21 protein-coding genes are annotated in these 25,811 nt (G+C 40.2%); 8 read left to right on the top strand and 13 right to left on the bottom strand.

The window, feature by feature from the left end; all coding sequences use genetic code 11:
- From DV942_RS12590 to DV942_RS12575, 4 genes are all read left to right on the top strand, one after another.
- The gene (locus DV942_RS12590; protein ID WP_134204409.1) at nt 1-390 is read left to right on the top strand and encodes a glycosyltransferase; all 390 of its coding nucleotides are present in this window, start codon (nt 1-3) and stop codon (nt 388-390) included.
- Nucleotides 391-442: 52 nt separating this feature from the next.
- A complete protein-coding gene (locus tag DV942_RS12585; RefSeq protein ID WP_134204407.1) occupies nt 443-895 on the top strand; it encodes an Hsp20/alpha crystallin family protein in 453 nt (150 codons plus the stop codon).
- 184 nt (nt 896-1,079) lie between these two features.
- A complete protein-coding gene (locus DV942_RS12580; RefSeq protein WP_145857957.1) occupies nt 1,080-2,300 on the top strand; it encodes a DEAD/DEAH box helicase in 1,221 nt (406 codons plus the stop codon).
- A gap of 69 nt (nt 2,301-2,369) precedes the next feature.
- Nucleotides 2,370-3,281: an AEC family transporter gene (locus DV942_RS12575; protein WP_145857955.1), complete on the top strand. Its 912-nt coding sequence runs from the start codon at nt 2,370-2,372 to the stop codon at nt 3,279-3,281.
- Between the two features lie 610 nt (nt 3,282-3,891).
- Here the strand turns inward: DV942_RS12575 and DV942_RS12570 are convergent.
- From DV942_RS12570 to DV942_RS12520, 11 genes are all read right to left on the bottom strand, one after another.
- A complete protein-coding gene (locus DV942_RS12570) occupies nt 3,892-5,085 on the bottom strand; it encodes a C1 family peptidase (protein WP_145857953.1) in 1,194 nt (397 codons plus the stop codon).
- 111 nt (nt 5,086-5,196) lie between these two features.
- Entirely contained in the window at nt 5,197-6,624 is a 1,428-nt protein-coding gene (locus DV942_RS12565; RefSeq protein ID WP_145857951.1) for an L-serine ammonia-lyase, read from the bottom strand.
- A 251-nt stretch (nt 6,625-6,875) separates the two neighbouring features.
- Nucleotides 6,876-7,535 (bottom strand): MgtC/SapB family protein, encoded by a 660-nt coding sequence (locus DV942_RS12560; protein WP_090983549.1) that lies wholly within the window; start codon nt 7,533-7,535, stop codon nt 6,876-6,878.
- Between the two features lie 23 nt (nt 7,536-7,558).
- The gene (locus DV942_RS12555; RefSeq protein ID WP_186462303.1) at nt 7,559-8,572 is read right to left on the bottom strand and encodes a PorP/SprF family type IX secretion system membrane protein; all 1,014 of its coding nucleotides are present in this window, start codon (nt 8,570-8,572) and stop codon (nt 7,559-7,561) included.
- Between the two features lie 3 nt (nt 8,573-8,575).
- Complete coding sequence (locus DV942_RS12550) at nt 8,576-14,539, bottom strand: PKD domain-containing protein (protein ID WP_186462302.1); 5,964 nt, start codon at nt 14,537-14,539, stop codon at nt 8,576-8,578.
- Between the two features lie 293 nt (nt 14,540-14,832).
- The gene (gene groL, locus DV942_RS12545) at nt 14,833-16,467 is read right to left on the bottom strand and encodes a chaperonin GroEL (protein WP_090983555.1); all 1,635 of its coding nucleotides are present in this window, start codon (nt 16,465-16,467) and stop codon (nt 14,833-14,835) included.
- A 104-nt stretch (nt 16,468-16,571) separates the two neighbouring features.
- Nucleotides 16,572-16,862: a co-chaperone GroES gene (locus DV942_RS12540; RefSeq protein WP_025141798.1), complete on the bottom strand. Its 291-nt coding sequence runs from the start codon at nt 16,860-16,862 to the stop codon at nt 16,572-16,574.
- A 233-nt stretch (nt 16,863-17,095) separates the two neighbouring features.
- Nucleotides 17,096-17,857, bottom strand: coding sequence for a TIGR03915 family putative DNA repair protein (locus tag DV942_RS12535; protein WP_145857945.1), 762 nt, complete (start codon nt 17,855-17,857; stop codon nt 17,096-17,098).
- 171 nt (nt 17,858-18,028) lie between these two features.
- Nucleotides 18,029-19,285, bottom strand: coding sequence for a putative DNA modification/repair radical SAM protein (locus DV942_RS12530; protein ID WP_145857942.1), 1,257 nt, complete (start codon nt 19,283-19,285; stop codon nt 18,029-18,031).
- Between the two features lie 101 nt (nt 19,286-19,386).
- Nucleotides 19,387-20,031: an HD domain-containing protein gene (locus DV942_RS12525; protein WP_090983561.1), complete on the bottom strand. Its 645-nt coding sequence runs from the start codon at nt 20,029-20,031 to the stop codon at nt 19,387-19,389.
- A 70-nt stretch (nt 20,032-20,101) separates the two neighbouring features.
- Complete coding sequence (locus DV942_RS12520) at nt 20,102-20,377, bottom strand: helix-turn-helix domain-containing protein (protein WP_090983563.1); 276 nt, start codon at nt 20,375-20,377, stop codon at nt 20,102-20,104.
- A gap of 113 nt (nt 20,378-20,490) precedes the next feature.
- Here DV942_RS12520 and DV942_RS23485 point away from each other — a divergent pair, with 113 nt between their 5' ends.
- The gene (locus DV942_RS23485) at nt 20,491-20,649 is read left to right on the top strand and encodes a hypothetical protein (RefSeq protein ID WP_186462301.1); all 159 of its coding nucleotides are present in this window, start codon (nt 20,491-20,493) and stop codon (nt 20,647-20,649) included.
- 21 nt (nt 20,650-20,670) lie between these two features.
- Here DV942_RS23485 and DV942_RS12515 read toward each other — a convergent pair whose 3' ends face one another.
- Nucleotides 20,671-21,165 carry a hypothetical protein gene (locus tag DV942_RS12515; protein ID WP_090983565.1) on the bottom strand — a complete coding sequence of 165 codons (495 nt, stop codon included), beginning with the start codon at nt 21,163-21,165 and terminating at the stop codon, nt 20,671-20,673.
- Between the two features lie 62 nt (nt 21,166-21,227).
- A complete protein-coding gene (locus DV942_RS12510; protein WP_145861729.1) occupies nt 21,228-22,406 on the bottom strand; it encodes a THUMP domain-containing class I SAM-dependent RNA methyltransferase in 1,179 nt (392 codons plus the stop codon).
- 71 nt (nt 22,407-22,477) lie between these two features.
- Between DV942_RS12510 and DV942_RS12505 the strand changes: the two genes are divergently transcribed.
- From DV942_RS12505 to DV942_RS12495, 3 genes are all read left to right on the top strand, one after another.
- The gene (locus DV942_RS12505; protein ID WP_145857940.1) at nt 22,478-22,843 is read left to right on the top strand and encodes a DUF3127 domain-containing protein; all 366 of its coding nucleotides are present in this window, start codon (nt 22,478-22,480) and stop codon (nt 22,841-22,843) included.
- Nucleotides 22,844-23,084: 241 nt separating this feature from the next.
- On the top strand, nt 23,085-24,905 hold the full coding sequence (locus DV942_RS12500) for a sensor histidine kinase (protein WP_145857938.1): 1,821 nt from the start codon (nt 23,085-23,087) through the stop codon (nt 24,903-24,905).
- 159 nt (nt 24,906-25,064) lie between these two features.
- Entirely contained in the window at nt 25,065-25,760 is a 696-nt protein-coding gene (locus tag DV942_RS12495) for a response regulator transcription factor (RefSeq protein ID WP_090983571.1), read from the top strand.
- Nucleotides 25,761-25,811: the final 51 nt, after the last annotated feature.

Here is a 25,811-nt window from a genome sequence, read left to right as displayed (position 1 = left end):
ATGTCAAAAATACTTTTTTTAAGCGATCCATCTCAAGCCGATGTTAGTCCGATTTTGGGTATGGCAAATGAAATGATTACTAAGGGAGAGCAAGTCACTTTCTTCAGTTCAGATGAATTTAAGGAACCTATAGAACAAATCGGCGCAGACTTTAAGGCTTATAATCGGGAGCTGAATATTTTTCGTGCAGGGCGGACTTTTAATGAAGAAAAACCCAAATCAGGATTGATCAGTGCATTGCTGGAACCGATGAAATTTATTGACGACATTTTGGTTCAGTTAAGGGGTTTGAAATTTGATTATGCCGTTTTCTCACCCTCTTATCCCTATGCAAATATCATTACACAGTTGTTGGATATCCCGAAAACCGAACAGATAGCCTACCATTAAGATTGGCTCAGGCCGACGAATTAACAGAATAATAAACAATAAAATAAATAAAATGTACAACGAACATAGATGCCATTCAGGCAAGATGCATGGCCGTTTTGGCCGGGGAGCTGGCAGGTTTAGCGGACACTTTGGTGGTCCATTTGGTCATCACAAACATAGCATGTTTGATCAGGGCTTTAGAAAGGTGCCTGCCAATATAGAAGAAACCGAAAGTAGCTTTATTATTGAGCTTTTTGCGCCTGCTTTGGTAAAAGAAAACTTAAAGGTAGTAACCAAGGATGACATATTGACCATTTCTTACCAACCTAAAGAAGATGCTGATTCCAGTAAAAAGTATAGTCGTAGAGAATATAGCAACGGCACTTTCGAAAGGGCTTTCAGCTTAAACGGAAAAGTTTTGGTCGAAAATATCTCGGCCGGTTACACTGATGGAATTTTAAAGGTTACCCTACCTAAAAACCCCGAAACGAATACACCAGAGAAAGATATTCTGGTAGACTAAGTTTCGTCTATTATAATTTCAGGCCCCGATTGTTTAGCGCAGTTGGGGCTATTTTGTTTGCTGAAACAGAGATAAGAAATTACCAGATCATGCCTGGTTGTAATTAAGAAAGCAGAAATTAAATGTAGGTTTGTTATTGGCGGTATTTTAAGGTACTTTTGCTAAAAGACATAAACACAATAGATTGAATTTTAACGACTTTAATTTCAACCCCGATTTATACGAAGGCTTAATGGCCATGGGGTATAAAAGCGCTACTCCAATACAAGAACAGGCCATTCCCGTAATTTTAGATCATCATGATCTGATTGCCTGCGCGCAAACGGGTACAGGAAAAACGGCCAGCTACCTCTTGCCCGTAATGGATAAAATCAGTAAAGCTGCTGTTAGACACAACAATACCTTAATTTTGGCGCCAACCAGGGAACTTGCGCAACAAATTGATTTACAGGTAGAAGCCTTGGCCTATTTTACCAATATCAGTTCATTGGCGGTTTATGGTGGAGGAGATGGTATTGCTTATGAACAGCAAAAACGCTCGATGCGCGAAGGTGTAGATATTATTATTGCCACTCCGGGTAGGTTAATGGCACATCTATCTTCAGGTGTATTAAAACTGGAACATTTACAGCATTTGATTTTGGATGAAGCAGATAGGATGTTGGATATGGGCTTTTACGATGATATTATCCGCATCATTAGCTATCTGCCCAAGAAAAGGCAAACGCTTTTGTTCTCCGCTACCATGGCACCGAAGATAAGGACCATGGCAGGCAAGATATTGCACGAACCGAAACAGATTACCATTTCAATTGCTAAACCTGCTGAAGGGATTGACCAACAAGCCTATAACATTCATGATCAGCAAAAACAGGCTTTATTAACGGAAATTTTCAAAAGCGACCAATACAAGAGCAGTATTATTTTCGCCTCCACAAAAGAAAAGGTAAAGGCCTTGTATAAGGCTTTTAAGGGTTTAGGCATTAAGGCTGAAGCTTTTCACTCCGATTTGGGGCAAAAAGAACGCGAAGATATTCTCCTGGCCTTTAAAAACCGTAGATTGCCTATTTTGATCGGAACGGATGTATTGTCGCGCGGTATTGATGTAGAGGGAATCGATCTGGTGATCAATTATGATGTTCCTGGAGATCCTGCAGATTACGTACACCGCATAGGCCGTACCGCAAGAGCGGCAACGAAAGGTACAGCCATTACGTTGGTTAACGGAAGGGACAAGCGCAAGTTTGATAATATCGAAAAGTTAATTGAGAAAGCGGTTCCGCGTATGCCACTGCCAGAAAGTATAGCTGCTATGGAAATTACACATGTAGAGGAAAAAAAGGCGCCGCATAAAGGAAAGAAAAAGGTTTGGCACAAAAAGAAAAAGCCGAAACCCTCAGTTTAAAGTATCTAAAACGCCATAAGACTGTTCTTATTGGCGTTTTTCTTTTATAGATTATCTTTGCGCTATTAAATGGCAAATTTTATTCTTATCGGTTTATGCATTTTGGCGGGCATTCTTTTCAGAAAAGGTAAATCGTTGCCCAAAGATGCACACAAAGGCATCAATGCCTGGATTATTTACGTTGCGCTGCCAGCAGTTTCATTCAAATACCTGCCACACATTGCCTGGACTAAGGACCTGCTTTTTCCAGCTTTGGCTCCGGTTTGTATCTGGCTATTCGGATGGTTATTCATCACCGTTTACAGCCACATCCGGAACATCAGCAAAGCAAGCTCCGGAGGTTTAAAATTAACCAGTTCTTTAAGCAATACTTCATTTGTGGGTTTCCCTTTAATTGTAGCCTATTTTAGTGAAAAGGAATTGGGTATCGCCATTATCTGCGATCAGGTTACTTTTACGCTGCTATCTACCATCGGCATTATTGTAGCCATCCGGTCGTCACAAAATCAAGAATTAAGTGCAAAAATGGTATTGAAAAAGGTATCAACCTTTCCGCCGCTTATTGGCTGTGTGCTGGCGCTAACGCTGCCGGGTTTCATAGATATTACGTCATTAGATCCATTATTCGAAAAACTAGCAGCTACAGTTGGCCCGCTGGCTTTATTTTCAATAGGTTTACAGTTAAAGTTTGGAGGTTGGTTTAGTGAATGGAAACATATTAGTTTTGCTTTATTATATAAACTCATTTTAGCCCCTTTGGTGGTGATGCTGGTTGCGATAATTTTAGGAATGAGCGGCACCATTACCAGAATAACCATTTTCGAGATGGCCATGCCAACATTGTTAACCGCAGGGGTGGTAGCCGATCAGTATAACCTAAATCCAAAACTTTCCAATTTAGTAGTAGGGATCGGCATATTGCTTTCCTTTATTACCACGGGTTTATGGTGGATGGTGCTGAATTATTTGGGCGTGGTTTAACTTATGCCGGTTTTTACCACAGAGGCTAAAGAGAAAAACACAGAGCGCACAGATTATCATTTTTGTCAGTCTGAGGGATAATTTATGATATAAAAATCAATATGATTGACGTTTTTTCCTTCGCACAATTCTTGCCTCGGCTCACCGCCGCCGAAGGGCTCTTACTTTTTGGCATCAAAAAGTAACAAAAAATGCCGGCTGAAAATTTTTCTTTCAAAGCCAGTGTTATGGCTAGAACAGTGCAGTCCGAAAAATTTATTAGGCCGGTTTTAAGTAGAACGGTGATACGGTGCTATGGCCTAGCTATACGGAAATGCATGATGCCGCATTCTGCTCATTAATAGGTAATTAAAAAATAACGTCAATGGTAGCAGAGTCGAAGGCTTGCCACGGAAACATAGATTAGCACGGAGTATTTTCACTTATAGATCTCTTTATTTTGCTGCGCTACAGTTGAGATGACTAAAGCTCTAGCGCAACTTGCCTTGCTCACTAATCGCTTTCTATTCGCTTCTTTGTGTTTCTCTCTGTGTAAAACTCGGTGAGCTCTGTGGTTAACAAAAGAAGCCGCAAGATTTCTCCAGCGGCTTCTCTAATAGTTTAAGTTTAATTACAAAGCTAATTTCTTGGCAATTGCAGATGGCACACCTGCTTTGTTTAATAAAATTGCTGTTGTTTTATATTTCACATAGTTTTTAGTTACGTATAAATATCCTTTGTAATCGTTGCTGGCCCCCCAGGAGTTTTTAACGATATAATATTCTTTTCCGGTCTGATCTTTAGCTAAGCCAACAATGTGCATACCATGATCATCAGTTGTTTGATAGTTATCGAAAGCAAGCTGACGGTTTTCCTGCGTAATTTCCATCTCCGGTTGCGGACCATTAAACATGTCTGCTTTTTGTTTTGCAGTCATTTCAGCGAAAGGCGTTTGCGGTACAAAGGCTACACCATTTTTCCAGCTGAAGTTTTTTTCGCTAACATCTGTAGCCCAGGCTACTGTATAACCACCTTTCAAAGCGTTATCAATAATGTCTGTTAGCTCATTCACTTTTACATTATAAACCTGATCGAAAGACCAGTTATCAGGAACCAATAGGGTAAATTTGCTATAAAAAGGATGGTCATTGAACGATGAAAGTTCTACATAGTTATCTGGATTTAAGCCCACCACTTCCTGAGCGAAAGTTTTTGGGGTGTACTTTTTGCCGTTATAAGTAAAGTTTTCTGGCACAGCGCCTAAATAAGCATCAATTACACTTGTATAAGCTTTTAACCAGTTTGGTGTCAACTCGCCGTTTGCATTTTTTACGACAGCTTCTAAAACACCTTTTTCAATATCGCCAAGTTCTGCAGTTTTATTGATTTTAGTACCATAGTTTAACCCGGTGTATACCTCTTGTGGAACTGCACCATATTTTCTGTACATGTTGATTACATCGTGCAAAGCGCCACCATCTCCTAATGAAACCGCACCATGCATGCGCACGTAATTTTTACCTTTTTCTACATAAGCATTACGGGCCGAAAAAAGCGGAGATAGGGTTACAGGCTGCTTGCCTGCTTTGATCATTTCTGATTCTAAAAAAGAGTTGGTAGAATAGCTCCAGCAAGTACCTGAAGACCCCTGATTTTGAACCGGGGTATTGGCCAGGTTAATTACTTCTGTAAATTTAAAAGAAGCTGCACTGTTTTCACTTTGGTTGTTTTTTAACGAATTAACGAGATTGTCTTGCGCATAAGTCGCCGATATAGATAACGACAAAGCCAAACCAATCACACTGATTTTGGTGTAGTTGATCATTTTTTATGAATAATTAATAATTGAGCGAATGTAAAAATAGTTGTCGATTTAGTACCAAGAGTTTTTGTAATAAATCAATAACATCGGTCATTTTATTGCAACAATGTTGAATTAACATTCAGGTAAACTGATTGGGATGTTCGTTGCCAGCCCGCCATCAGAGGTTTCTTTGTATTTCGCATTCATATCTAAGGCCGTTTCCCACATGGTGTTTACTACGGCATCTAAACTTACCTTTGCCTTGTCAGGATTACTTTGTAGTGCCAATTGGCTGGCGGTAATTGCTTTAATGGCTCCCATGGTATTTCTTTCGATGCAAGGAATCTGTACCAGACCTCCAATCGGATCGCAGGTTAAGCCCAGGTGATGTTCCATCGCAATTTCTGCAGCCATTAAGACCTGACGTTGCGAACCGCCTAAACACTCGGTTAGGGCTGCCGCAGCCATGGCGGAAGAAACGCCGATTTCGGCCTGACATCCACCCATGGCGGCTGAAATTGTTGCCCCTTTTTTAAAAATACTACCAATTTCTGAAGCACAGGCAACAAACTGGATGATTTTTTCTTCGCTATAACCATCACAAAAGGTGATAAAATATTGTAATACCGCAGGGATTACACCCGCGGCACCATTGGTAGGAGCGGTTACTACACGGCCAAACGAAGCATTTTCTTCATTAACGGCTAATGCAAAACAGCTTACCCAATCTAAAATATAATTAAAGCCGTTTCCGCCTTTTCTGATGGCTGTTACCCAGCCTGTATAATCTGAATATTCATTTTTGCCAATTAATCGCTTATTTAGTGGAAATGCCCGTCTGGCTACGTTTAAGCCTCCCGGTAAAAATCCTGTGGTATGGCATCCACGATAAATACAGTCGCGCATTACGGCAAAGTGCTGTAAAATGCCTTTTTTTGTCTCCGTTTCGGTACGCCAGGCCAGTTCATTTTCCATCACAATTTCGCTCACCTTTAAACCAGTAGATAAACACCAATGTAAAAGATCTTTTGCTTTATCTACAGGAAAGGGAAGGTCTACCTGGACTTTTTTGCTATTGTCTTCGCCTTCTTTTACCACAAAACCACCCCCAATGGAGTAATAGGTTTCTGAAAAAGCTTTTCCATCTGTTAAAAACGCCTGAAAAGTAACCGCATTGGGGTGAAAGGGTAAACTTTCGGCAAAGAGAAAAAGCAGATCGTTATCGTAATCAAAATCAATAATTAATTGATCAGCAAGATTTAATTTTTTATCTCTTTGTATACTTTCGAAGGTAGGGGTAACGGCATCCACATCAAAAGTTACCGGATCTGCGCCTGTTAAACCCAATAAAATGGCAACATCGGTTCCATGACCTTTGCCTGTTTTAGCCAAAGAACCATACAGCAATATTTTGATGCCTTCAACATTGTTAATCAGGTTGTGCTGTGTAAGGGAAGCTGTAAATTGCTGGGCAGCCCGCCACGGGCCTAAAGTATGCGAACTGGATGGTCCGATACCAATTTTAAAAATATCGAAAACCGAGATTTGTTCCTTGATCATGATGAAAGTTAGTTATACAAAGCTATGATTGTTTATGATTTCGGCTAAATTTATTTTAGGCTGAAAAACGAAAATGTTATATTAGTGCAATCTAATCCCAACGCGCCAAAAATGGACTTCAACTATCCCTTTAATGCAATCAGTGCAGTTGGTAATCCCTGTGATCCATGGCACGATTGACTGTCGAACACGATGGTGGTTGATGAGAAAACTAGGGCTGCAAACCCAAAGGGTAGAGCTGTTTGATTCACTTAAAAATCAAACTCAATAATATCTTCATCTTTAAGCATTCGCTCTACAAATTTCTGGTGGTTTTGCGGTGTGCCGGTAGCCGTCCAGTTTCCGGTAATAATATTGTTTACCAGCTGATGCTTGCCACGTTGGGGTTTCAGTTTGCTTTCCCTAAAAACTTCTTCGTAACTTTCTAAATCGCCGTGTGTATGTTGTTTTTTAACAATACGGTAAATCCTTTTGGTAAAGCGCCGGTCGCCAATTTCTTCTAAAAAAGGGAAGATGATCAAAGCCAGCATCACCACGGCGGTAACACCAATGGCTTGTTCATAATAACCAGAACCTACTGCCATGCCAATGGCGGCCACAATCCAGATGATACAGGCTGTGGTAAGGCCTTTAACGCGGTTTTCTTCCTTAAAAATTACGCCAGCACCAAGAAAGCCAATGCCTGTAACAATATTCGAAGCAATCCTATCTTGGCTGGTAGGGCCTATTTTGATGGATAAAATAGTAAAAAGGGTTGCGCCTAAACCAATCATCATCATGGTTTTTAATCCGGCAGACTTACTTCTGTATTCGCGTTCTGCTCCAATTATACCGCAAAGTAGAGTTGCCAATAAAAATTTATTGATTTCACTTTGGGTAATGAAATGGTTTTGATCTATAATTTCATTCATCGCCTTTTGTTATCAACGGCAAATTAATAAAAATCATAACATCTCAGTCCGTTTGCGCGGCCACCGTTTGAACTATTTGGAAAATATTTTTCGTAACCTACACCAATTTCGGATGTTCCCCCTGTATTGCTATAATTAATTTTTGAAGTTGTAGCATCGTGGCTGATGCCTAACCTGAATTTTTCACCATTGGTTCTGCGGTTAAAAATATCGAAGATTACCGAAAATACAATTGCATCATTTCCGTTCGAACTGCCATCATTGCGGTACCAGATGCCTGCATTTATACTTGCATACTTATATTGCATGCCCGCGCTAAACGATTTAATGTTACCTTGTTTATAAGCAATAATAGATGGGATAAGGTAATTTCCATCCCGGTCGTACTCATCCGGCACCAAGGTTAATTTGTAACTTAAATTACCCGATATGCGCATGGGTAACTTAGCCTGAAAACCAGATAAAGATTCATCCGGACGATTAAGGTGATGCATGGCTAATCCCATCATGAATTTTCCGACCACGAGATTGGCGCCCGCGTTTGAATCGAAATAATATCGGCTATCTACACTTGGCCTTTCTGCACCCGAAATACTGCCCGGAATATAGCCAATGACATCTATCTGATCGCCAAACACGAGTTTATCCCAATTTAGCTTTTGGTTGGTAATGCCTGCCTGTAGTCCAAATGATAGGGCAAAATCGTCTCCTCCGATGATATAGGAATAGCTTAAGGCAATGTTGTTCTTCACCAGGTAGGCGGTTCCTTCGCTGCTGCGGTTAAAAATAATTCCAACACCACTGTTTAGGCTACTCAGGTTAAGATCTCCGGAAGCAGACATGTATGAATAATCACTGGCCAAGCCTGTCCACTGGTTACGGTAAAGCGCATTAAACCTGATGTCGCCTTCAAACTGGCCTGTAAGTGCCGGATTTAAGTAAATTGGCGCATTGTAAAACTGTGAGTAAATATGGTCTTGTGCCCGCGAAACAATTGGCAGTAACCAAAATAAAATTATGATTATCCTTCTCCTCATTATCTATCTGATTAAATATATTACACCTGTTTTTTTCGGAGGAGATGAATCGTGGCTTATGCCTCTCCAATCGCTTCCATTAATAAATTTTACGTCAACTTTCCAGTAATAAATACCCTGCGGCTGATCCTGGCCTTTATAAGTTCCATCCCAACCTTCTACAGGAGCGCCGTCATCCAGTTTGCTGGTTTCCCAGATTAACTTGCCCCATTTGTTGAAAATAGACATGTTCCATTCTTTAATGCCGCGACCTTTGGCCATAAAGGTTTTAATTTCATTTTTAGCGCTCGCCGGCATAAAAGAGTTGGGAATACTTAAGTTGCCAGGTACACTAATAATCCTTACTGATTGAAATGTATTAGCCGAGCAGTTTTCCTTATTTAATACTTTTAAGGTTACAGTATAAGTACCCTCGTTCGCATAAGTATGGTTAGGGTTTTGCAAGGTAGATGTAGTTCCATCGCCAAAAGACCATTCCCAGCTTACCGCTCCTGTACTGGTATCTTTAAAGCCAAAGCTATAGTTTGGAGCGGAAAGTTCATTGCCTGGAACCACTGCGAATGTAGCAACAGGAGGAGCTACAAGCTGAATATAATCAGCCAAGCTTAATGTGTTTTGGCATCGCTGGCTGTTTATTGCGGTAAGGGTAACTTTATAGTTTACGCCTGAGCCCGTGTAAGTGTGTTGAGGCTCAAAATCTGTTGAAGTTGGCGAACCATCACCAAAATCCCATACATAGGCAACTGCGCCAACACTGGTATTTTTAAATTTAACGGTAAGATTAGAACAGCTAATTGTTTTATCGGCCATAAAACCAGCAGTTGGTTGTGGTAGGATTGTAACGGTTTCGCTTATTGAGCTTTTTGAGCAGTCGTTTTCTGCATCTAATCTAATGGTGTATTTCCCGGGCTTGTCGAAAGTTTTTGGAAAAACACCTGTAGTATTGGAATACGCTGTGCTGATTTCGCCCGTATCGTCATTCGTAAATGTATAGGTAAAATTGCTTGCGCCCCGTGTATTATTGATGAAGTTAACGGTAAATGGTACGCAACCAACCTTCTCGTTACCGTTTACTACGAGTCCTGGAGTGATATCATTCGGTGAAACCCTGATGATTACTGGGATTGCATTTGCCTCGCCGCAACTGCTTTTAGCGGTCATGGTTACCGTAAAATCTTTTACTACAAGCGTTTTGAAGGTATGGCTTATTGTTCTTCTATCTGTTAGGGGGCCTGACGAAGTGCCATCACCGAAATCGTAGGTATATGTTGTGCCTACACTTTCCGGGCTGTTATTTACAAAGGTAACAAGGAGATCAGCGCATCCTCTTGTTTTATCAGGCGAGAATATGGCAACAGGTTTAGCATGTACAATAACCGTTGCGGATGTAACCACAGCCGGACCGCATGGTAAGGTTGTGGTTAGCGTAATTTTATAGGTTTTATCTTTCCCGGTTGGGTCAGCCAGAAAAGTTATTGCTTCAGGTTGCGCGAGGTTAGAAGATTGTCCATTACCAAAATCCCAGGCATAGGTGGCACTATTAAGCGGAGTGGTGGTGTTGGTAAAAGTAACGCTAAGAGGTCCGCAATCTTCTGTTACGCTTTGTGTAAACGCTGGGGTAACAACAGGAAAAGTGCTGAATACCTCGCTTTTTTCATCTGAAGTACAACCCAGGCTACTGGTAACAACAAGTTTTATGGTCACACTTTCGTTGCCATTTGCAATGGTATAACCTGGAAATGTTGACCCTACTCCGATTTGTACATTATTTGCAAACCAGGTATAGGTACTGTTTCTATCAGGATATAAGGTTGCAGCAATATTGTTAGCGTCGAGTTTAAAAGGAGCACAACCTGTTTTAGTATTGTAGGTTATTTCGGCTTTTGCATTTGGGTTTACCGTTATCTTAATTTGGTTGCTTAAAATGTTGCTGCAAACCCCACTGGCTACCGATCGGCGATAATAAATGCTCACTGTCGGTGTTGGCGGTGTAAAGTTTATACTGTTAGCGCCCAGTACATCGCTCCAGGCAGTTCCATTTAGGCTTGATTGCCATTGATAGGTGTAAGTTCCGCTACCGCCGCTGGGTGTAGAGCCTGTTAAAGTTGCAGCAGCTGTGCCTACACAAATATTTTGATCGGCAGAAATGGTATTGTTGGTTAGCCCTGGCAAAACGGTAACCTGTACCGAATTGCTGATCGAAGTACAAATGGTGCTGTTAACCAATCTCCTGAAATAGGTAGAAACTGTGGCCGTTGTGGTTAAGTCCTTATTAATAGCCGATGGGATGTTGGTCCATGTATTGCCATCGGCACTGCTTTGCCATTGGTAGGCAAATGTTCCTGTACCTCCGGTTGGTTTATCGCCAGTAATGGTGATGGTTTGTTCGGCACAAACCGGAGAGCCGGTTGCGGAAATATTATTGGTAACCGGCGAATAATAAGTGATGACTACATCATCGGTAGAAGGAGGGCAACCACCAAAACCAGTAATGGTCCATCTGAAAGTATAGGTCTGACCAGGTACAAGGCCAGTAACAGCGGTATTTCTAAGTGTAGGCTCAATGATGGTGACACCAGTTTGTGCTGAAACCATTGTCCACATTCCGCTGTTAGGTAAAGGATCGTTGCCGTTTAATGTGATGCCATTGCCACTGCACAAGCTTTGGTCTGAGCCAGCGTTCGCTGCAACTGTGCCAGGATTAACCGTGATGGTAGTTACCGTTGATACGGCTTCTGCACAACTTCCACTTTGTACTACCGCACGATACTGCGTAGTAGTGGAAAGGTTAGAAAATACATAGGGATTTGCATTTGAAGTAATGGTAGACCAGTTTGTCCCATTATCTATGGAGCTTTCCCAGCGGATAATGTTGCCAACATGCCCGTTTAAATTGATATTTCCACCGTTTGCACCCGCACACACATTTACATCGCCTGTTGTTGTGCCACCAACACTGATTGGATTTACGGTAATCTGTACATCATCGCTTGATGTGGAGCAATTGGTATCGCTTATGGTCCATTTTAAAGTATAGCTGTTTCCAGCCTGTAATCCCGAGATTGTTGTATTATGCTGCGTGTCATCAGCGAATGTTACAGTTGTTGGCGCAGAAACCACGGTCCATTTACCTGTTCCCACTACAGGACTGTTTCCTTTTAAGGCGTAAGATGTGGCATTGCATACCGCTTCATCCGGGCCTGCATTGGCTAGTGTTGCATTTGGTAAAACAGTAATGGTAATGGTTGTAGGTGTGCCGGGACAGCCGTTTGTAGATATTGGGCTGATGGTATAAGTTACTGTACCTGATGTGGTACCCGAATTGGTTAAAATATCATTAATCTGGTTGTCTGCCGATGCTGCCGCTCTATCGCTATTACCCGTTATTGCACCTGTCACTGTACTGGTATAGGTATAATTAATGTCTGCTAGATTTGCTGATAAAGTGATGGCAGATGAAGTGCCATTACAAATTGTTGATTTCGCTGCCGTTGCGGTTGCAATAGGATTTGGTTTAATTACAACGAGCAGTGAAAATGGTGTGCCATTGCATCCGTCCAAATGAGGTGTGATGGTATAGGTAACGTTGGCATCTGCATTGATATCATTATTAGTCAATACATCATTAATATCACCTGTTCCGGTTGTAGTCGTGTAGCCTGTGGCAGATGCTGTTCCTGTGGCCGTCCAGGTATAGGTAACACCTGGAACTGCGGAGGTTGGGGTATAAGCCACACTATTCCCTGTACAAATGGTTTTGCTTGCACTACTTGTTAAGCTGATATCTGGTTTGATTTTTAAGATGATCTCATCATCGATCTGATTGCACGGAGCAGCCAATGCGGTGGTAACTCTTAATGTTAAGGTAACCATACCAGCTGCTTTTTCGGCAGCAGTAGGGGTGTAGGTTGCATTCAGGTCGTTTCTACCTGGATTAAATTGACCTTCACCCCCAATCCATGTTTGTGTGGTTGTAGTTCCGTTTATGGTGCCGCTTAAAGTAAAGGCTGGATCATTAAAGCAGATGTTTTGATCTGGGCCGGCATCAACTATAGGAGCGGTACTGAAAGTTAATACCTGGGTATCTTCGGCTGTTCCGCAGTTATTTTTATGAACGACTTTTACGGTATAGGTATCATAGCTGTCAAATTTTATCGATGGATACTTTGAATTGGCAGTTGTACCACCTGTAAAGCTATAATTTCCAGCTCCCGAGGGAACAACTGTCCAGGTATAAGTATCGGGTAGATCTTGTGTACTACCTGTAAGTAAAGTTTGCGTGGGTCCCGTGGTGGTATTGTTAAAATCGTAAGTGGCCAGGTTGCAGAGCGTAATATCGGGCGAAAGTGTAGCCTTTGGACTTTCGTTTACTACAACAGTTTGTGGCGGGCTGGTAATTAGTCCGCATGATGGAGTAGCGGTGCTTAAGGTGATGGAATATGTCCCTGCCGTAGGAAAGCTGAATATAGGTTCTTTGCTTGCTGCACTTGTGCCTCCTACGAAATCTACAGCTGGACTTACAGACCAGGAATATGTGTTAGCGGCATCGCAGATATTATCGAAAACAGAAAGATCGGTTGCTTTTAACGTTGTTCCGGCACAAATTGTATTTGATGGCAAACTGAAATCGGGCTTTGGCGGATCTTGGATGCAGATTTTCATTTCTACAGGATCGGCGTCGCATTCACCGGTGATATTCTTTGACTCCAATCGGATAACATGCTCACCATGACTGGAAAAAACATATTGAAAGTTGAATGATTTTGGTCTGTCTGCCGCTTTAAGTACACCATCTACATACCAGTTATAGGTAACATTATTCGGTGCGCAGGCTGCGGTATTGGTGTTTGGATTTTCGCCCAAAACAGATGTATTGGTAAATACAATATTTGCATTGGTACAACCCGGGCTAGTGAAGGTGAAGGAGTTTACTGGTTTTGTTACTACTTTGGCCGAAGAAGAAACTGGTGTACCCATCGTTGGACAAAATGCGTTTGACACCTTAATGGATACATCAAAAGCATTATAAATTGTTCCCGAGCTGGAGCTGGAGACACTGCCGCATGAGGAGCGTTTGTAAAGGTGTTCAACTAAGCCGTTATTGTTAATGATTTCGCAGAGCGTATACGTTGTAGTAGTTTGATCTCCCCATGCAATTGTATAAATATCACCCGGGTAGTTGTTTTGTATACCCGAGGCAGAAGTTACATCAACGTTAAATTTAAAAGTAGCTGATGGAAGGCATAATACATTATTCCCTGAGTTGGCAAAAGCCGTAATCGCTTTGTTATTGATCAAAAGATAAGCCTTTGTAGCAACCGTTCCATCGGGCATTACCGCTTTTGTATAAATGGTATAATGTGATTGCTGAGCGGTAAAAGATTGTAAAGGTGTAGCAAAAGAAATAGTAGCTGATGTAGAGCCAGTCATTTCGTCGGTAACTGTTGCGGTTACCGAAGTGTTTGCAGTAGATTCATTGTTGAGGGAAAAAGTATTATTCGCTCTGCTGGTACAGTTTCCGAATGTCTCATTATTCACATTCTCATTTAATAGTGTAGAGGTTAATTTTGCTTCTACAGCTGCCCCCGCCTTCACTTCAAAAGGCGAAGATTGCACACTTACCGTAGCAGGGATGGTTGTTTTTACCCGAACCCGGTAACCTGTACCCGGTGTTAGGCTGTTAGGAAGTAATCCGTTTATGTAAGTGCTGTAAAAGCCTGCGTAATTGCCTATAAGGGTTTCTGTAGCGAAATTTCCATTCTGATCTGATAGGTAGAGCTGGAACTGATTGCCTTGTGATATGCAGCTTGTTGGTACTTTAAATGGAACAGCAATGGTGCTGCCTGGGGTATATGGTCCCGGATCTACCAGGCCAATGCTTACCTGAGCTAAAACGTTCGACGTGAGTAAAAATGTCCAAAAAAATAGGACAAAAGAAAACCACTTCCTTTTACAACGAATCTTCATAGACATTTAATAATAAGGATTGATTTTTATTGCGTTCCGGGGGGATTCATTAATTACCTGATTTTATCAATATCAGAAATGAGTACTAGGCCTAAGACACATCAATAAATATTCGCTTTAAAGTACGTAGTTTTTGGCTTACATCGCCAAAATTTTACACCAAAAATACTAAACCTGTAGGTGAAGGAGTGATAAAGCTTCTTTATGATATAATAAGGCATAAAAAAAACCCTCAAGGTATAATTACCTGAGGGTTTTTTTACACGAAATTATTTTGCTGCGATAGAATGGTATTACATCATACCACCCATGCCGCCGCCGCCCATTGGAGGCATTGGCGCACCACCTTCTTCAGGTTCATCTGCCAAAACAACTTCTGTGGTTAATAACATGGCTGCAATTGATGCTGCATTTTCTAAAGCTACACGGCTTACTTTGGTTGGGTCGATAACACCAGCGCCAATTAAGTTTTCATAAGCACCGGTACGTGCATTATAACCAAAATCAGCAGTACCTTCCTTAACTTTTTGTACTACGATTGAACCTTCAATACCTGCGTTTTCGCAAATTTGACGTAATGGTTCTTCAATAGCACGGCGGATAATCTGAATACCTGTGTTTTCGTCTTCGTTAACACCTTTTAAATCAGCAATAGAAGCTACGGCGCGGATGAAAGCTACACCACCACCTGCAACAATACCTTCTTCTACAGCCGCACGGGTTGCATGTAAAGCATCATCAACACGATCTTTTTTCTCTTTCATTTCAACCTCACTGGCTGCACCAACATAAAGTACTGCAACACCGCCAGCTAATTTAGCTAAACGCTCCTGTAATTTTTCTTTATCGTAGTCAGATGTAGTGGTTTCGATTTGCGCTTTAATCTGGTTAACACGTGCTTTAATATCGTCTGTGTTGCCTGAACCGTTAATTACAGTCGTATTGTCTTTATCAACAACAACTTTTTCTGCAGAACCTAAGTAAGTTAAATCAGCATTTTCTAATTTGTAACCTCTTTCTTCAGAAATAACAGTACCTCCGGTTAAGATCGCGATGTCTTCCAACATTGCTTTTCTTCTGTCGCCAAATCCTGGAGCTTTAACAGCCACAACTTTTAATGACCCACGGATTTTGTTTACTACCAATGTAGCTAAAGCTTCTCCATCTAAATCTTCTGAAATGATTACTAATGGTTTACCTGTTTGAACAGTTTTTTCTAAAACCGGCAACAATTCTTTCATGTTGCTGATTTTTTTATCGTAGATTAAAATGTAAGGACTGTCTAATTCAGCTTCCATTTTATCTGCATTGGTAACAAAGTATGGAGATAAGTAACCTCTGTCAAACTGCATACCTTCTACTGTTTTAACTTCAGTTTCAGTACCTTTTGCTTCTTCAACGGTGATTACACCGTCTTTACCAACTTTACCCATTGCTTCAGCAATTAAAGCACCGATTACTTCATCATTGTTAGCAGAAATAGACGCAACCTGTTTGATCTTGTTATTGTCTTCGCCAACTGTTTGTGACTGTGTTTTTAAGTTTTCTACAACAGCAGCAACGGCTTTATCGATACCACGTTTTAAATCCATTGGGTTTGCACCGGCGGCTACGTTTTTAATACCAGTAGTAATAATTGCCTGAGCCAATACAGTTGCTGTAGTAGTACCATCACCCGCAATATCAGCTGTTTTAGATGCTACTTCTTTAACCATTTGAGCCCCCATGTTCTCAACCGCATCTTTTAATTCGATTTCTTTCGCTACCGTAACACCATCTTTGGTAATTGCTGGTGATCCGAATTTTTTATCGATAATTACGTTACGTCCTTTTGGACCTAAGGTTACTTTTACTGCATTTGCAAGAATATCAACACCTCTCTTCAGGGCGTCGCGTGCTTCTACGTTATATTTTACTTGTTTAGACATTTTAAATTTTGTTTTTAAAGTTTTAATGTTGGAAGGTTGAAATGTTTCAATCCATCCGATTTATACAACATTGTAACATTTAACGTTACAACATTTCAGTTGATCTACCCAACAACAGCGTAAATATCAGTTTCGCGCATGATCAGGTAATCTTTACCTTCATAAGGGAACTCTGTACCACCATATTTACCATAAATTACAACATCGCCAACTTTTACGCTCGCTTTTTTACCTTCAGAATCTTCTTCAGAAACAGAAACTACAGTTCCTTTAGATGGTTTTTCTTTTGCAGTATCAGGGATATACAAACCTGATGCAGTTTTTTCTTCAGCTGCGGCCGGTTCAACGATTACTCTGTTCGAACTGCCAGCAATTGGTTTAAGGTTTAACGCCATAACTTTTATTATTTTTTATTTTGATTTGAATTTTTAACTATGCATACAATTAACACTTTTTATGCCAAGTGATTTTCAGGGACAAATTTTCACCAAACTGTCAATCTTTTCATGCTAATGGTTTGTGGGTGTGTCAGCATGGCAGTTTGTTACGGCTTTCAGCTAATCTGTTTGTTCAATGAGGCCGGAGATCACGCATTGCGTAAATCGGATTAATCATAGTGGAATCCTATCTATAGTTCCTTTTCAGTTAAATATTTCCAATACCTTTTGGGCACGTGCTGAATATGAAGTTTAGTATTTTTACGGGCTACAATATTGGCGCTTTTGAAATAATCTTTCCAGAGCGTTGCATACAAAGCTTCGCTATCGTCCATTAAAATTGATGCCGGACTCTGTTTGTTTATTCCATTGGTAAAGCTGATCGTAATTTCTTCAACCGAGGTTAAATTATAATGCAAACCATATTTCCGTTTTAAATCATAAATGACCCATTGCTGGTCGGCATACCGGTTCTTAAAATGATTGGATATTAAAGGTAGCACATTAAAATCAGGGTCGATACCTGCATAAAATATCCCGTCTCCGGTTTTCTGAAAGCGGATAAAGGCCTCCATCCGGTGTTTTTCCCGTTCTACGCTTTTAGCATATTTAGAAAGGGCAATGATATGCTCGTTTCCATAATTGCTTTCTGCACCTGAAGCATGGTTAAAAATGTAAATTGAAAATTGAAAAAGATGATTGTAAGCTTCGGGAATTTCGGATAGATAGCTGCAATAAAATTTGCGGAGCCAGTCTTTCTTTAATTTTTTCTGAAGTCCGGCCCAAACACGGTCGGCCTTGGCTCCATCGGTAATTACCATAAAACTTTCTGCAAAAGCTTCCGGCTGGAACATTTCGGTGGATTTGAGCATTACTTTGCCTGGTTTGCGTTCAAACCATTCAAAAACGGCTGTTAAAAGTCCTTGTAGCGAACCATCAAAAATGTAGGTCATATTTTATTTACAGGTTTTACATCAGTCGTCATTCCAGCGCAAGCGGGAATATTAGTGCAGCAATAGCTTTAAGATTATTGATAAGTATTCCCTTGTTTCAAAGGCATTCAGGATCACTCCGTGTTCCCGATCAAGTTGGGCCTGGTGCATCTCCCTGAGCGGACAGTGCAATTAAAACAAAATCATCTGGTTGCTATCGGTTTTTAGATATTTACTTTTGCTTTCGGCCAGAATAAAAGCCTTGATCTGCGTACCTTGATAATCTTTTAACTGATAAGGACTATCAGAGCAAACAATAAAATGTTTGGCTTTATTGTAGGCTATACCTATTTTCCTGAGCTGATCAATCCTGAGTTTACCAAATTTACGCGCCTGTACAATTTTCTTTGCCGACATTACGCCGATTCCAGGGACCCGCAGTATCATTTTATAATCAGCGGTGTTGATATCCACCGGAAAATGTTGCATGTTTCTGATTGCCCAGCTTAATTTTGGATCAATATCAATATCAAGGTTAGGATTGGCATCGTTTAAAATTTCCTGTACTTTAAACCCGTAAAAACGCATTAGCCAATCGGTTTGATACAAACGGTTTTCCCGTAACAACGGTGGTTGGGTACCCAATATAGGCATTCTGGTATCGTTGCTGATGGGTACATAACCGGAATAGTATACCCGTTTTAAAGAAAAGTTTTTGTAAAAGGCATTAGCGGTGTACATAATGTCTTTATCACTTTCCGGTGTGGCGCCAATCACCATTTGGGTGCTTTGCCCTGCAGGTACAAATTTTGGGATATGTTTGATCAGTTTTTTATCTGCTGAAAACTGGGAGATCTGTTTTTGCACAAAGTCGAGTGGTTTAATTACGTCTGCATGGTTTTTTTCAGGGGCCAGAAGTTTTAGCCCGGCTTCGGTAGGCATTTCCAGATTGATGCTCATCCGGTCGGCATACAAACCCGCTTCTTTAATTAATTCATCGCTGGCGCCGGGAATGGTTTTTAAATGGATGTAACCATTATAATTTTGCTCTAAACGTAACTTTTTTACCACTAAAAGCAGTCGTTCCATGGTAAAATCGGCATTTTTAAAAATCCCTGAACTTAAAAACAAGCCTTCTATATAGTTGCGGCGATAAAAATTCATAGTCAGTTCCACCACTTCATCTACGGTAAAAGCCGCACGCTTTATATCATTACTTTTACGTGAAACGCAAAATAAACAATCGTAAATGCAGTGGTTAGTGAGCAGGATTTTTAATAGCGAAACACATCTGCCATCTTCTGTGTAGGTATGGCAAATGCCCGAACTGTGGCTGTCTCCGAGTCCTTTGCTGTCATTTTTTCTCGTGCCGCCGCTTGATGAACAGGAAACATCATATTTAGCAGCGTCGGCAAGAATATTTAATTTTTCACGGATACGATCAAACATAGGGATATATTTTACTAACAAAGATAGTCTAAATAACTAAAAATATTAGTAAATAAATTAGTTAATCCATTCGAATAGGGAATAATCGCATGCAGTTAAGGTTATTTACCTTCCCATTCTTTGTAAAAGTGTTCCAGGTAAAGTAGCATAAAATCGTGTCTTTCTGTTGCCATTGCTTTTCCTGCTCCGGTGTTCATCAGATCTTTTAATAAAAGCAGTTTTTCATAAAAGTGGTTAATGGTTGGTGCGGTTGTATTTTTATAGCTTTCCTTATTGAGGTGTTTTTCCGGTAAAATTGCAGGGTCGTAAAGCACTCTGTTTTTAAATCCTCCATAGGTAAAAGCCCTGGCGATACCGATAGCCCCTATGGCATCTAAACGGTCTGCATCCTGTACAATTTGCAATTCTCTTGAAGTAAAACCTGCACCATCAAAACTATTTTTGAACGACATGTTCTGGATAATTAGTTTAACATGCGCAATTATATCAGCATCAATATCAATCGATGACAGGAATGATGCAGCCATGTTCGGTCCAAGTTCCTCATCACCATTATTGAATTTAGGATCAGCAATATCATGCAGTAAGGCGGCGAAACAAACTACAAGTTCATCGCCATTTTCCTGTTGATTAATGGTTTGCGCAGTTTTAAAAACACGCTCAATATGAAACCAATCGTGACCTGCTTCGGCATTGGCCAATGTTTTTTTTACAAAGTCGATGGTTTTTTGAATGGAGACCTGCATAGTTGAAATTTTGCTCCAAAGGTATTGGAATTATATGCAGGGCACAAGAAATGATATCAACAGCAACAGTTTAGCTTGCTGTTCTTTTCTCGTCATCAGCAATGATTTTTATCAAGTCACCGTGGTTTAAGGTCAATAAGTGTGCTACATCAACTTCCAAAATGGCTGCAATCTGAAATAAACGATCGATAGTTAATTTGCTATAACCGAGCTCAATTTTGCTGTAAGCATTTTGGGATATTTTTAGTTTCGCTGCCAGATAATCTTGAGTGTAATCTCTGTATTCTCTAATTTTTCTAATATTCCCCGCAACATTCCTTGTTTTTAAAGCTAATACATCTTCCATAAATCGGATAAATTTTTAATATTTTTACTTATGTACGAAAGTTTTACTCCTATAGATTTTAAGAGCATAACTTTTAGCGCATTTAAGAATTACACGTAAAGGGGATGAATTATATGGGTAACAAAGTCAGGCGTAAAATGTTTGGTGTTTACTTTAGCCAGGGGTTAGATTTTGTAAAAGTTAGTCTTCTTGAAATTGCAGAAGCCGGATGGAAGCAGTATGATAATAAAAGATATGAGGTGAGAAGCGGTCAACAAATTAAGGAAAAATAAAGATTAAGTTTTCATGAAGGACTAATATAGGCCCCAGTCATCTTCAAACTCATCTTTTTCAAAATATTTAACCCACTCTATAAAAAGTAGACGAAATTTTTCAATTTCGTCTAAAACGATGTCTTTATATTCCGGGGTACATATTTCAAACATGTCTGCAGCTCTTACCTGGGTTTCCAGTTCACGGCAGTTGGTTCTGATGATAGAGGCATTTTCCATCCTCAAAATATACATGTCTGCACCTTCTGCACCAACAATTTTGGGGCATAACATCATGGCATTTTGCATAATCAGGTTAGCAGTCATTTCCGCCATTTCTCCCTCAAGTGTTTCGCAGAAAAGGGCAGCATATTTGTAAAGGGCTCTGGCCTGATTGTACAGGCTTTTTGCCCTGGTCACTTTCAACCTAACCTTTTCAGCATCATCGCTTGAAAGGCTTTCATCCGCCTCATCGTCCCGGCCAAATCGGCTAAAATGTTCCCATTCGGGCATATGATCCATGTCATCAAATTCCATACTTGTCAAATTTCTGCGTTGATACGTAACAAAGCGTAATATATTAATTTCCAGTAAAAAGGCTATGCATCGGTTAATGGCGCCCTGCGAGATCCTTCATATAATTCATATTCTAATAAACGGCAATCTAATTTACCGTTATAAAATTCAATTTTTTTAGCCGCTTTTAACCCAATTTTTTTTGCAAGATCAGGATTTCCGGTGAAAATATAACCAGCGTAGCCCTTACATTTTGTCTTCATAAAATCACCCATCCGTTTATAGGTCAGTTCCAACTTACTGTGCACACCTAAACGTTCACCATATTCGGGGTTAAAAATCACAACACCTTTACCATCTTCAGGAACAGGCGTTAATTCAAAATCGCAAACCTGAAATTCAATTAATGTATCAACACCTGCTGTTTTTGCATTTCTGCGCGTTACTTCTACTGCATCTTCCGACAAATCGGAAGCTACAATTTTGAAATCAACGCTTTTAATTACCTGATCTTTTAGGATTCTGCGTTCAGCAAAAAAAACTTCCTCATCATAACCCAATATGTGCATAAAGCCATAATTCATGCGGTATAAACCAGGAGCGCGGTTGGTGGCTAAAAGAGCGGCTTCAATAGCTAAGGTACCTGATCCGCACATGGGGTTGATAAATGCTGATTTTTTATCCCATTTAGTTGCTAAAATAACTCCGGCAGCCAGTGCCTCTAACATCGGGGCTTTCCCTGGTATTTTCCGATAACCGTGTTTGGCAAGGGTTTCGCCAGATGTATCCATAAAAACATCAGCATCAGCATCTTTCCAATATAAATGCACAACCGTTTTATTGGCGTCTGATCCTGAGTTCGGACGAATGCCCTTTTTCGCTTTCATGCGGTCTACAATTGCGTCCTTAACCTTTAGGTTTGCAAAAAGTGGTGTAGTAATATTTGGGTTATCAACATTTGAGGTTACGGAGAAATAACCCGAAAAATCAATCAGTTCTTCCCATTCAATGGCTGCAATTTCATTATAGAGATCATCTGGAGTAACAGCTTTGAAATTTTTTATGGCATATAGAATCTGGCTGGCGCAGCGCAGGTTCAGATTTAGTTTAATACACTCTGTAAGGGTGATATTGAGTTCAACGCCGGTAGCAAAAGACCGCTCAATGGTGTAGCCTAAAGCCGTAACTTCTTCTTGTAAGTAGGGCGAAAGGCGCTTATTGCAGGTAATAATTACCTTGCTTTTATTGTGGAAAACTTGCATCATAATATATGCGAAGTTATCAATAAAATTATAGAGATTTGATGTTTATAGTACATTAAGTAGTATTAGTTATGGAAATTAAAGGAAAAGTACACGAAGTAGGTGCCACGCAACAGATAAGTGAAACGTTTAAAAAACGTGATTTAATAGTAGAATACGCAGAAAATCCAACATACCCAGAATATATCCGTTTTGAGGCTTTACAAGATAAAACTGCATTATTAGATACATTTAAAGCAGGCGATGAGGTTGAGGTTTTCTTTAATTTACGTGGTCGTCCCTGGACAGATAAAATGGGTAAAACATCATATTTTAACAGCTTGGTTATTTGGCGTATCAATGCAGTTGCTGCAGGCGCTCCGGCAGCTACGCCAGCTTATGCAGCTCCGGTTGATGTAAGCAATGCGCCAGGAGAAGATGATGATTTGCCTTTCTAAATAAAGATTCTTTTTTAAGCAAACAATTTTGAACCATGCCGAGGCTTAGCTTCGGCATTTTTTTTGACCCGTCAGGCTTCCGAAGTTTATATGCCCCATGCCGGATAGACATCGGAAGTCTTCCCCGCTGTTAAAATATGTTAAAAACAAACACTTCGCTCCACTAATCAGTATTTTTGATATCTGTTTAAATTTAAGAAGATTATGCCCGGTTTTTTGTTTTTAAAAACCGATCTGGTTTATGAAGAAAAGAAGTTTTTGGCTAATTACGGTTTTAATGACGGTTGCGCTGCTTGGGGTATTCGTAATGCAATTGTATTACATACGGGAATCGTATAAACTCAAATCACAGCTTTTTGATGAACAGGTAAATCAAACATTAACGTCGGTTGTAAATAAACTACAGCGTAGAAATGTTGCTGACCACTTAAACCGCAAAGACGCTGAAAATAAGTTAAAGCAGTTGCAGGACTCCAGACAGCGTGCACTGGATATTAAGGATTTACGGCAACAGTATGCGCAGGAAGCAGAACTGCGGCAGGCGGAGCGCGAAAACCAGATTGAGAGCTACCTGAACCAACAGGACAGTATTATCCGGGTATCTTATCGTGCGCCAAATGTAATTTCTGAACGGGAATATACCTCATTAAGTTCGGAAAACGGCGACAAACTGGATTTGCAGATGGATGCCATCATTGACATTAAGAGCCTGATCTTGAAAGGTTATAGTATGCGTACCAAACCTTTTACCGCACCACCCAAAACATTTGAGTTTAAAAGTCTGCAGAGTTTACCTGATACATTGAGATATCTGGTTTTTGATCCGAGGGATGGTAGCCCGGGTTTTGCAAACGTTCCAAAAATTCCGAACGATTTACAGAAAAAATTTCAACGTGAGGATGAAATTGAACGTAAAAAATTGGCGCTTAAAATTGCAGCGCTAGGTAAGGATACTTTCTCGTATACCCGTTCAAGTGTAGTTGAGGATGTATCCAAAGAAATGCAGGAAACCAATGTGCCTATTTATAAACGCATTAATTTTAGCGCTTTGGGCCGTCTATTAAAACAGGAACTCTTAGCCAATAACATTACGTTAGTGCCTTCTTACCGGATTTCGCTTGCCCGGAAAGATTCGACCATTTTTATGATGGCATCTCATGTTAAAGGAGCGTTTTTGCCGGAAAATACGTATAAAACGCCTTTGTTCGGAAATGATATTTTTCGCGATCCCGGCATGCTAGTCGTCAGTTTTCCAAACAAAAATTCAGCTATTATCGCTAATTTGAGTGCTACGCTTGCATCGTCAATTGGTTTGTTGTTGGTGCTGGTTTTCATCTTTTCTTATACCCTTTATGCTATTTTGAAGCAGAAGAAACTGTCGGAAATGAAAACGGATTTCATTAATAACATGACGCATGAGTTTAAAACGCCTGTAGCAACGATTATGATTGCCAGTGAGGCCTTAAAAGATCCGGAAGTGACAGAAGATAAGGCACGGTTGAAACGTTTGGCCGGGATCATTTATGACGAGAATGTTCGCCTGGGAAGCCATATTGAGCGTGTTTTAAGCATTGCCCGCTTAGAGAAGGGAGAGCTTAAAATGGAGAATACAGAAGTAGACGTAAACGACTTGATTGTGATTGTATTGGATAGCATGGAGTTGCAGCTACAGAAAAGGAATGCCGTAATTAATGTGCATACCGACGCAGAAAATGCTGTTGTATATGGTGATGAGCTTCACTTATCTAACGTCATTTATAACCTGATTGATAATGCGAACAAATACAGTCGTGATACCCCTGAGATTACCATTACTACCCGTAATGCCGGTAAGAATTTAGTTATCGAAATAGCGGATAAAGGCATTGGCATGACCAAAGAGCAGTCAAAAAGGATTTTTGATCAGTTTTATCGGGTGCCAACCGGTAATTTACATGATGTTAAAGGCTTTGGCCTGGGTTTAAATTATGTTCACGATATTATTAAAAAACTGAACGGGACGGTTAAGGTTAGTAGTGAAAAGGATAAAGGAACAACGTTCGAAATATCTTTACCTTTATAACACAGAGATGTTGATACGAAAGTCAAGTTTATCGGTACAGCAAAAATGAAGGAGGCTATATAGTGGCGTATTGATCTGTTCATGATGGTAAAACGATCACATATCCTTAATCGAATACTAATTTGGCTTTAAAGCCATTTATGTAATAAACACAAGAAAATGAAAAAAATACTTCTGGTAGAAGACGACCCAAATTTAGGTTTATTGTTACAAGACTATCTGCAGCTGAAAGGTAAGTTTGATGTGGTGCTTTGTACTGATGGGGAAGATGGATTAAAAGCATTTAATAAGCAGAGTTTTGACTTATGCATTCTGGACGTGATGATGCCTAAAAAAGATGGCTTTACCTTGGGTAAAGATATTAGAAAGGTAAACACACAGGTGCCTATTATTTTTGCAACGGCAAAAACCATGTTAGAAGATAAATCTGCTGCTTATGATTTAGGTGGAGATGATTACATTACCAAGCCTTTTCGGATTGAGGAGCTTTTATTGCGCATTAACGCGATGTTTAAGCGGATAGCAAATAAAACAGATAACAATGATGAGGTTGCTGAAACGCAGTTTTCTATCGGTCGGTATCATTTCGATTATACCACTCAGATTATCACCGATAATGATCATCAGCAAAAACTATCTACCAAAGAGGCTGAGCTTTTACGGCTATTGTGTTTAAAAAAGAATACCGTTTTAACCCGTGAGGAAGCCCTGTTAAGCATTTGGCACGATGACAACTACTTTAACGGAAGAAGCATGGATGTATTTTTAAGTAAACTGCGTAAGTATCTCAAGGCCGATCCTTCGGTTGAAATTATTAACGTACACGGAAAAGGTTATAAGTTGCTGGTGAGTTAGATCAGTGTTAAGTGTCGGAATGTTGTAAAGTTAACATGTTCCTGGCGCCAA

Origin of the sequence: Pedobacter suwonensis, assembly GCF_007833675.1 — a bacterium.
GTDB lineage: Bacteria > Bacteroidota > Bacteroidia > Sphingobacteriales > Sphingobacteriaceae > Pedobacter > Pedobacter suwonensis.
This window is presented reverse-complemented; position numbering and strand designations above follow the sequence as displayed.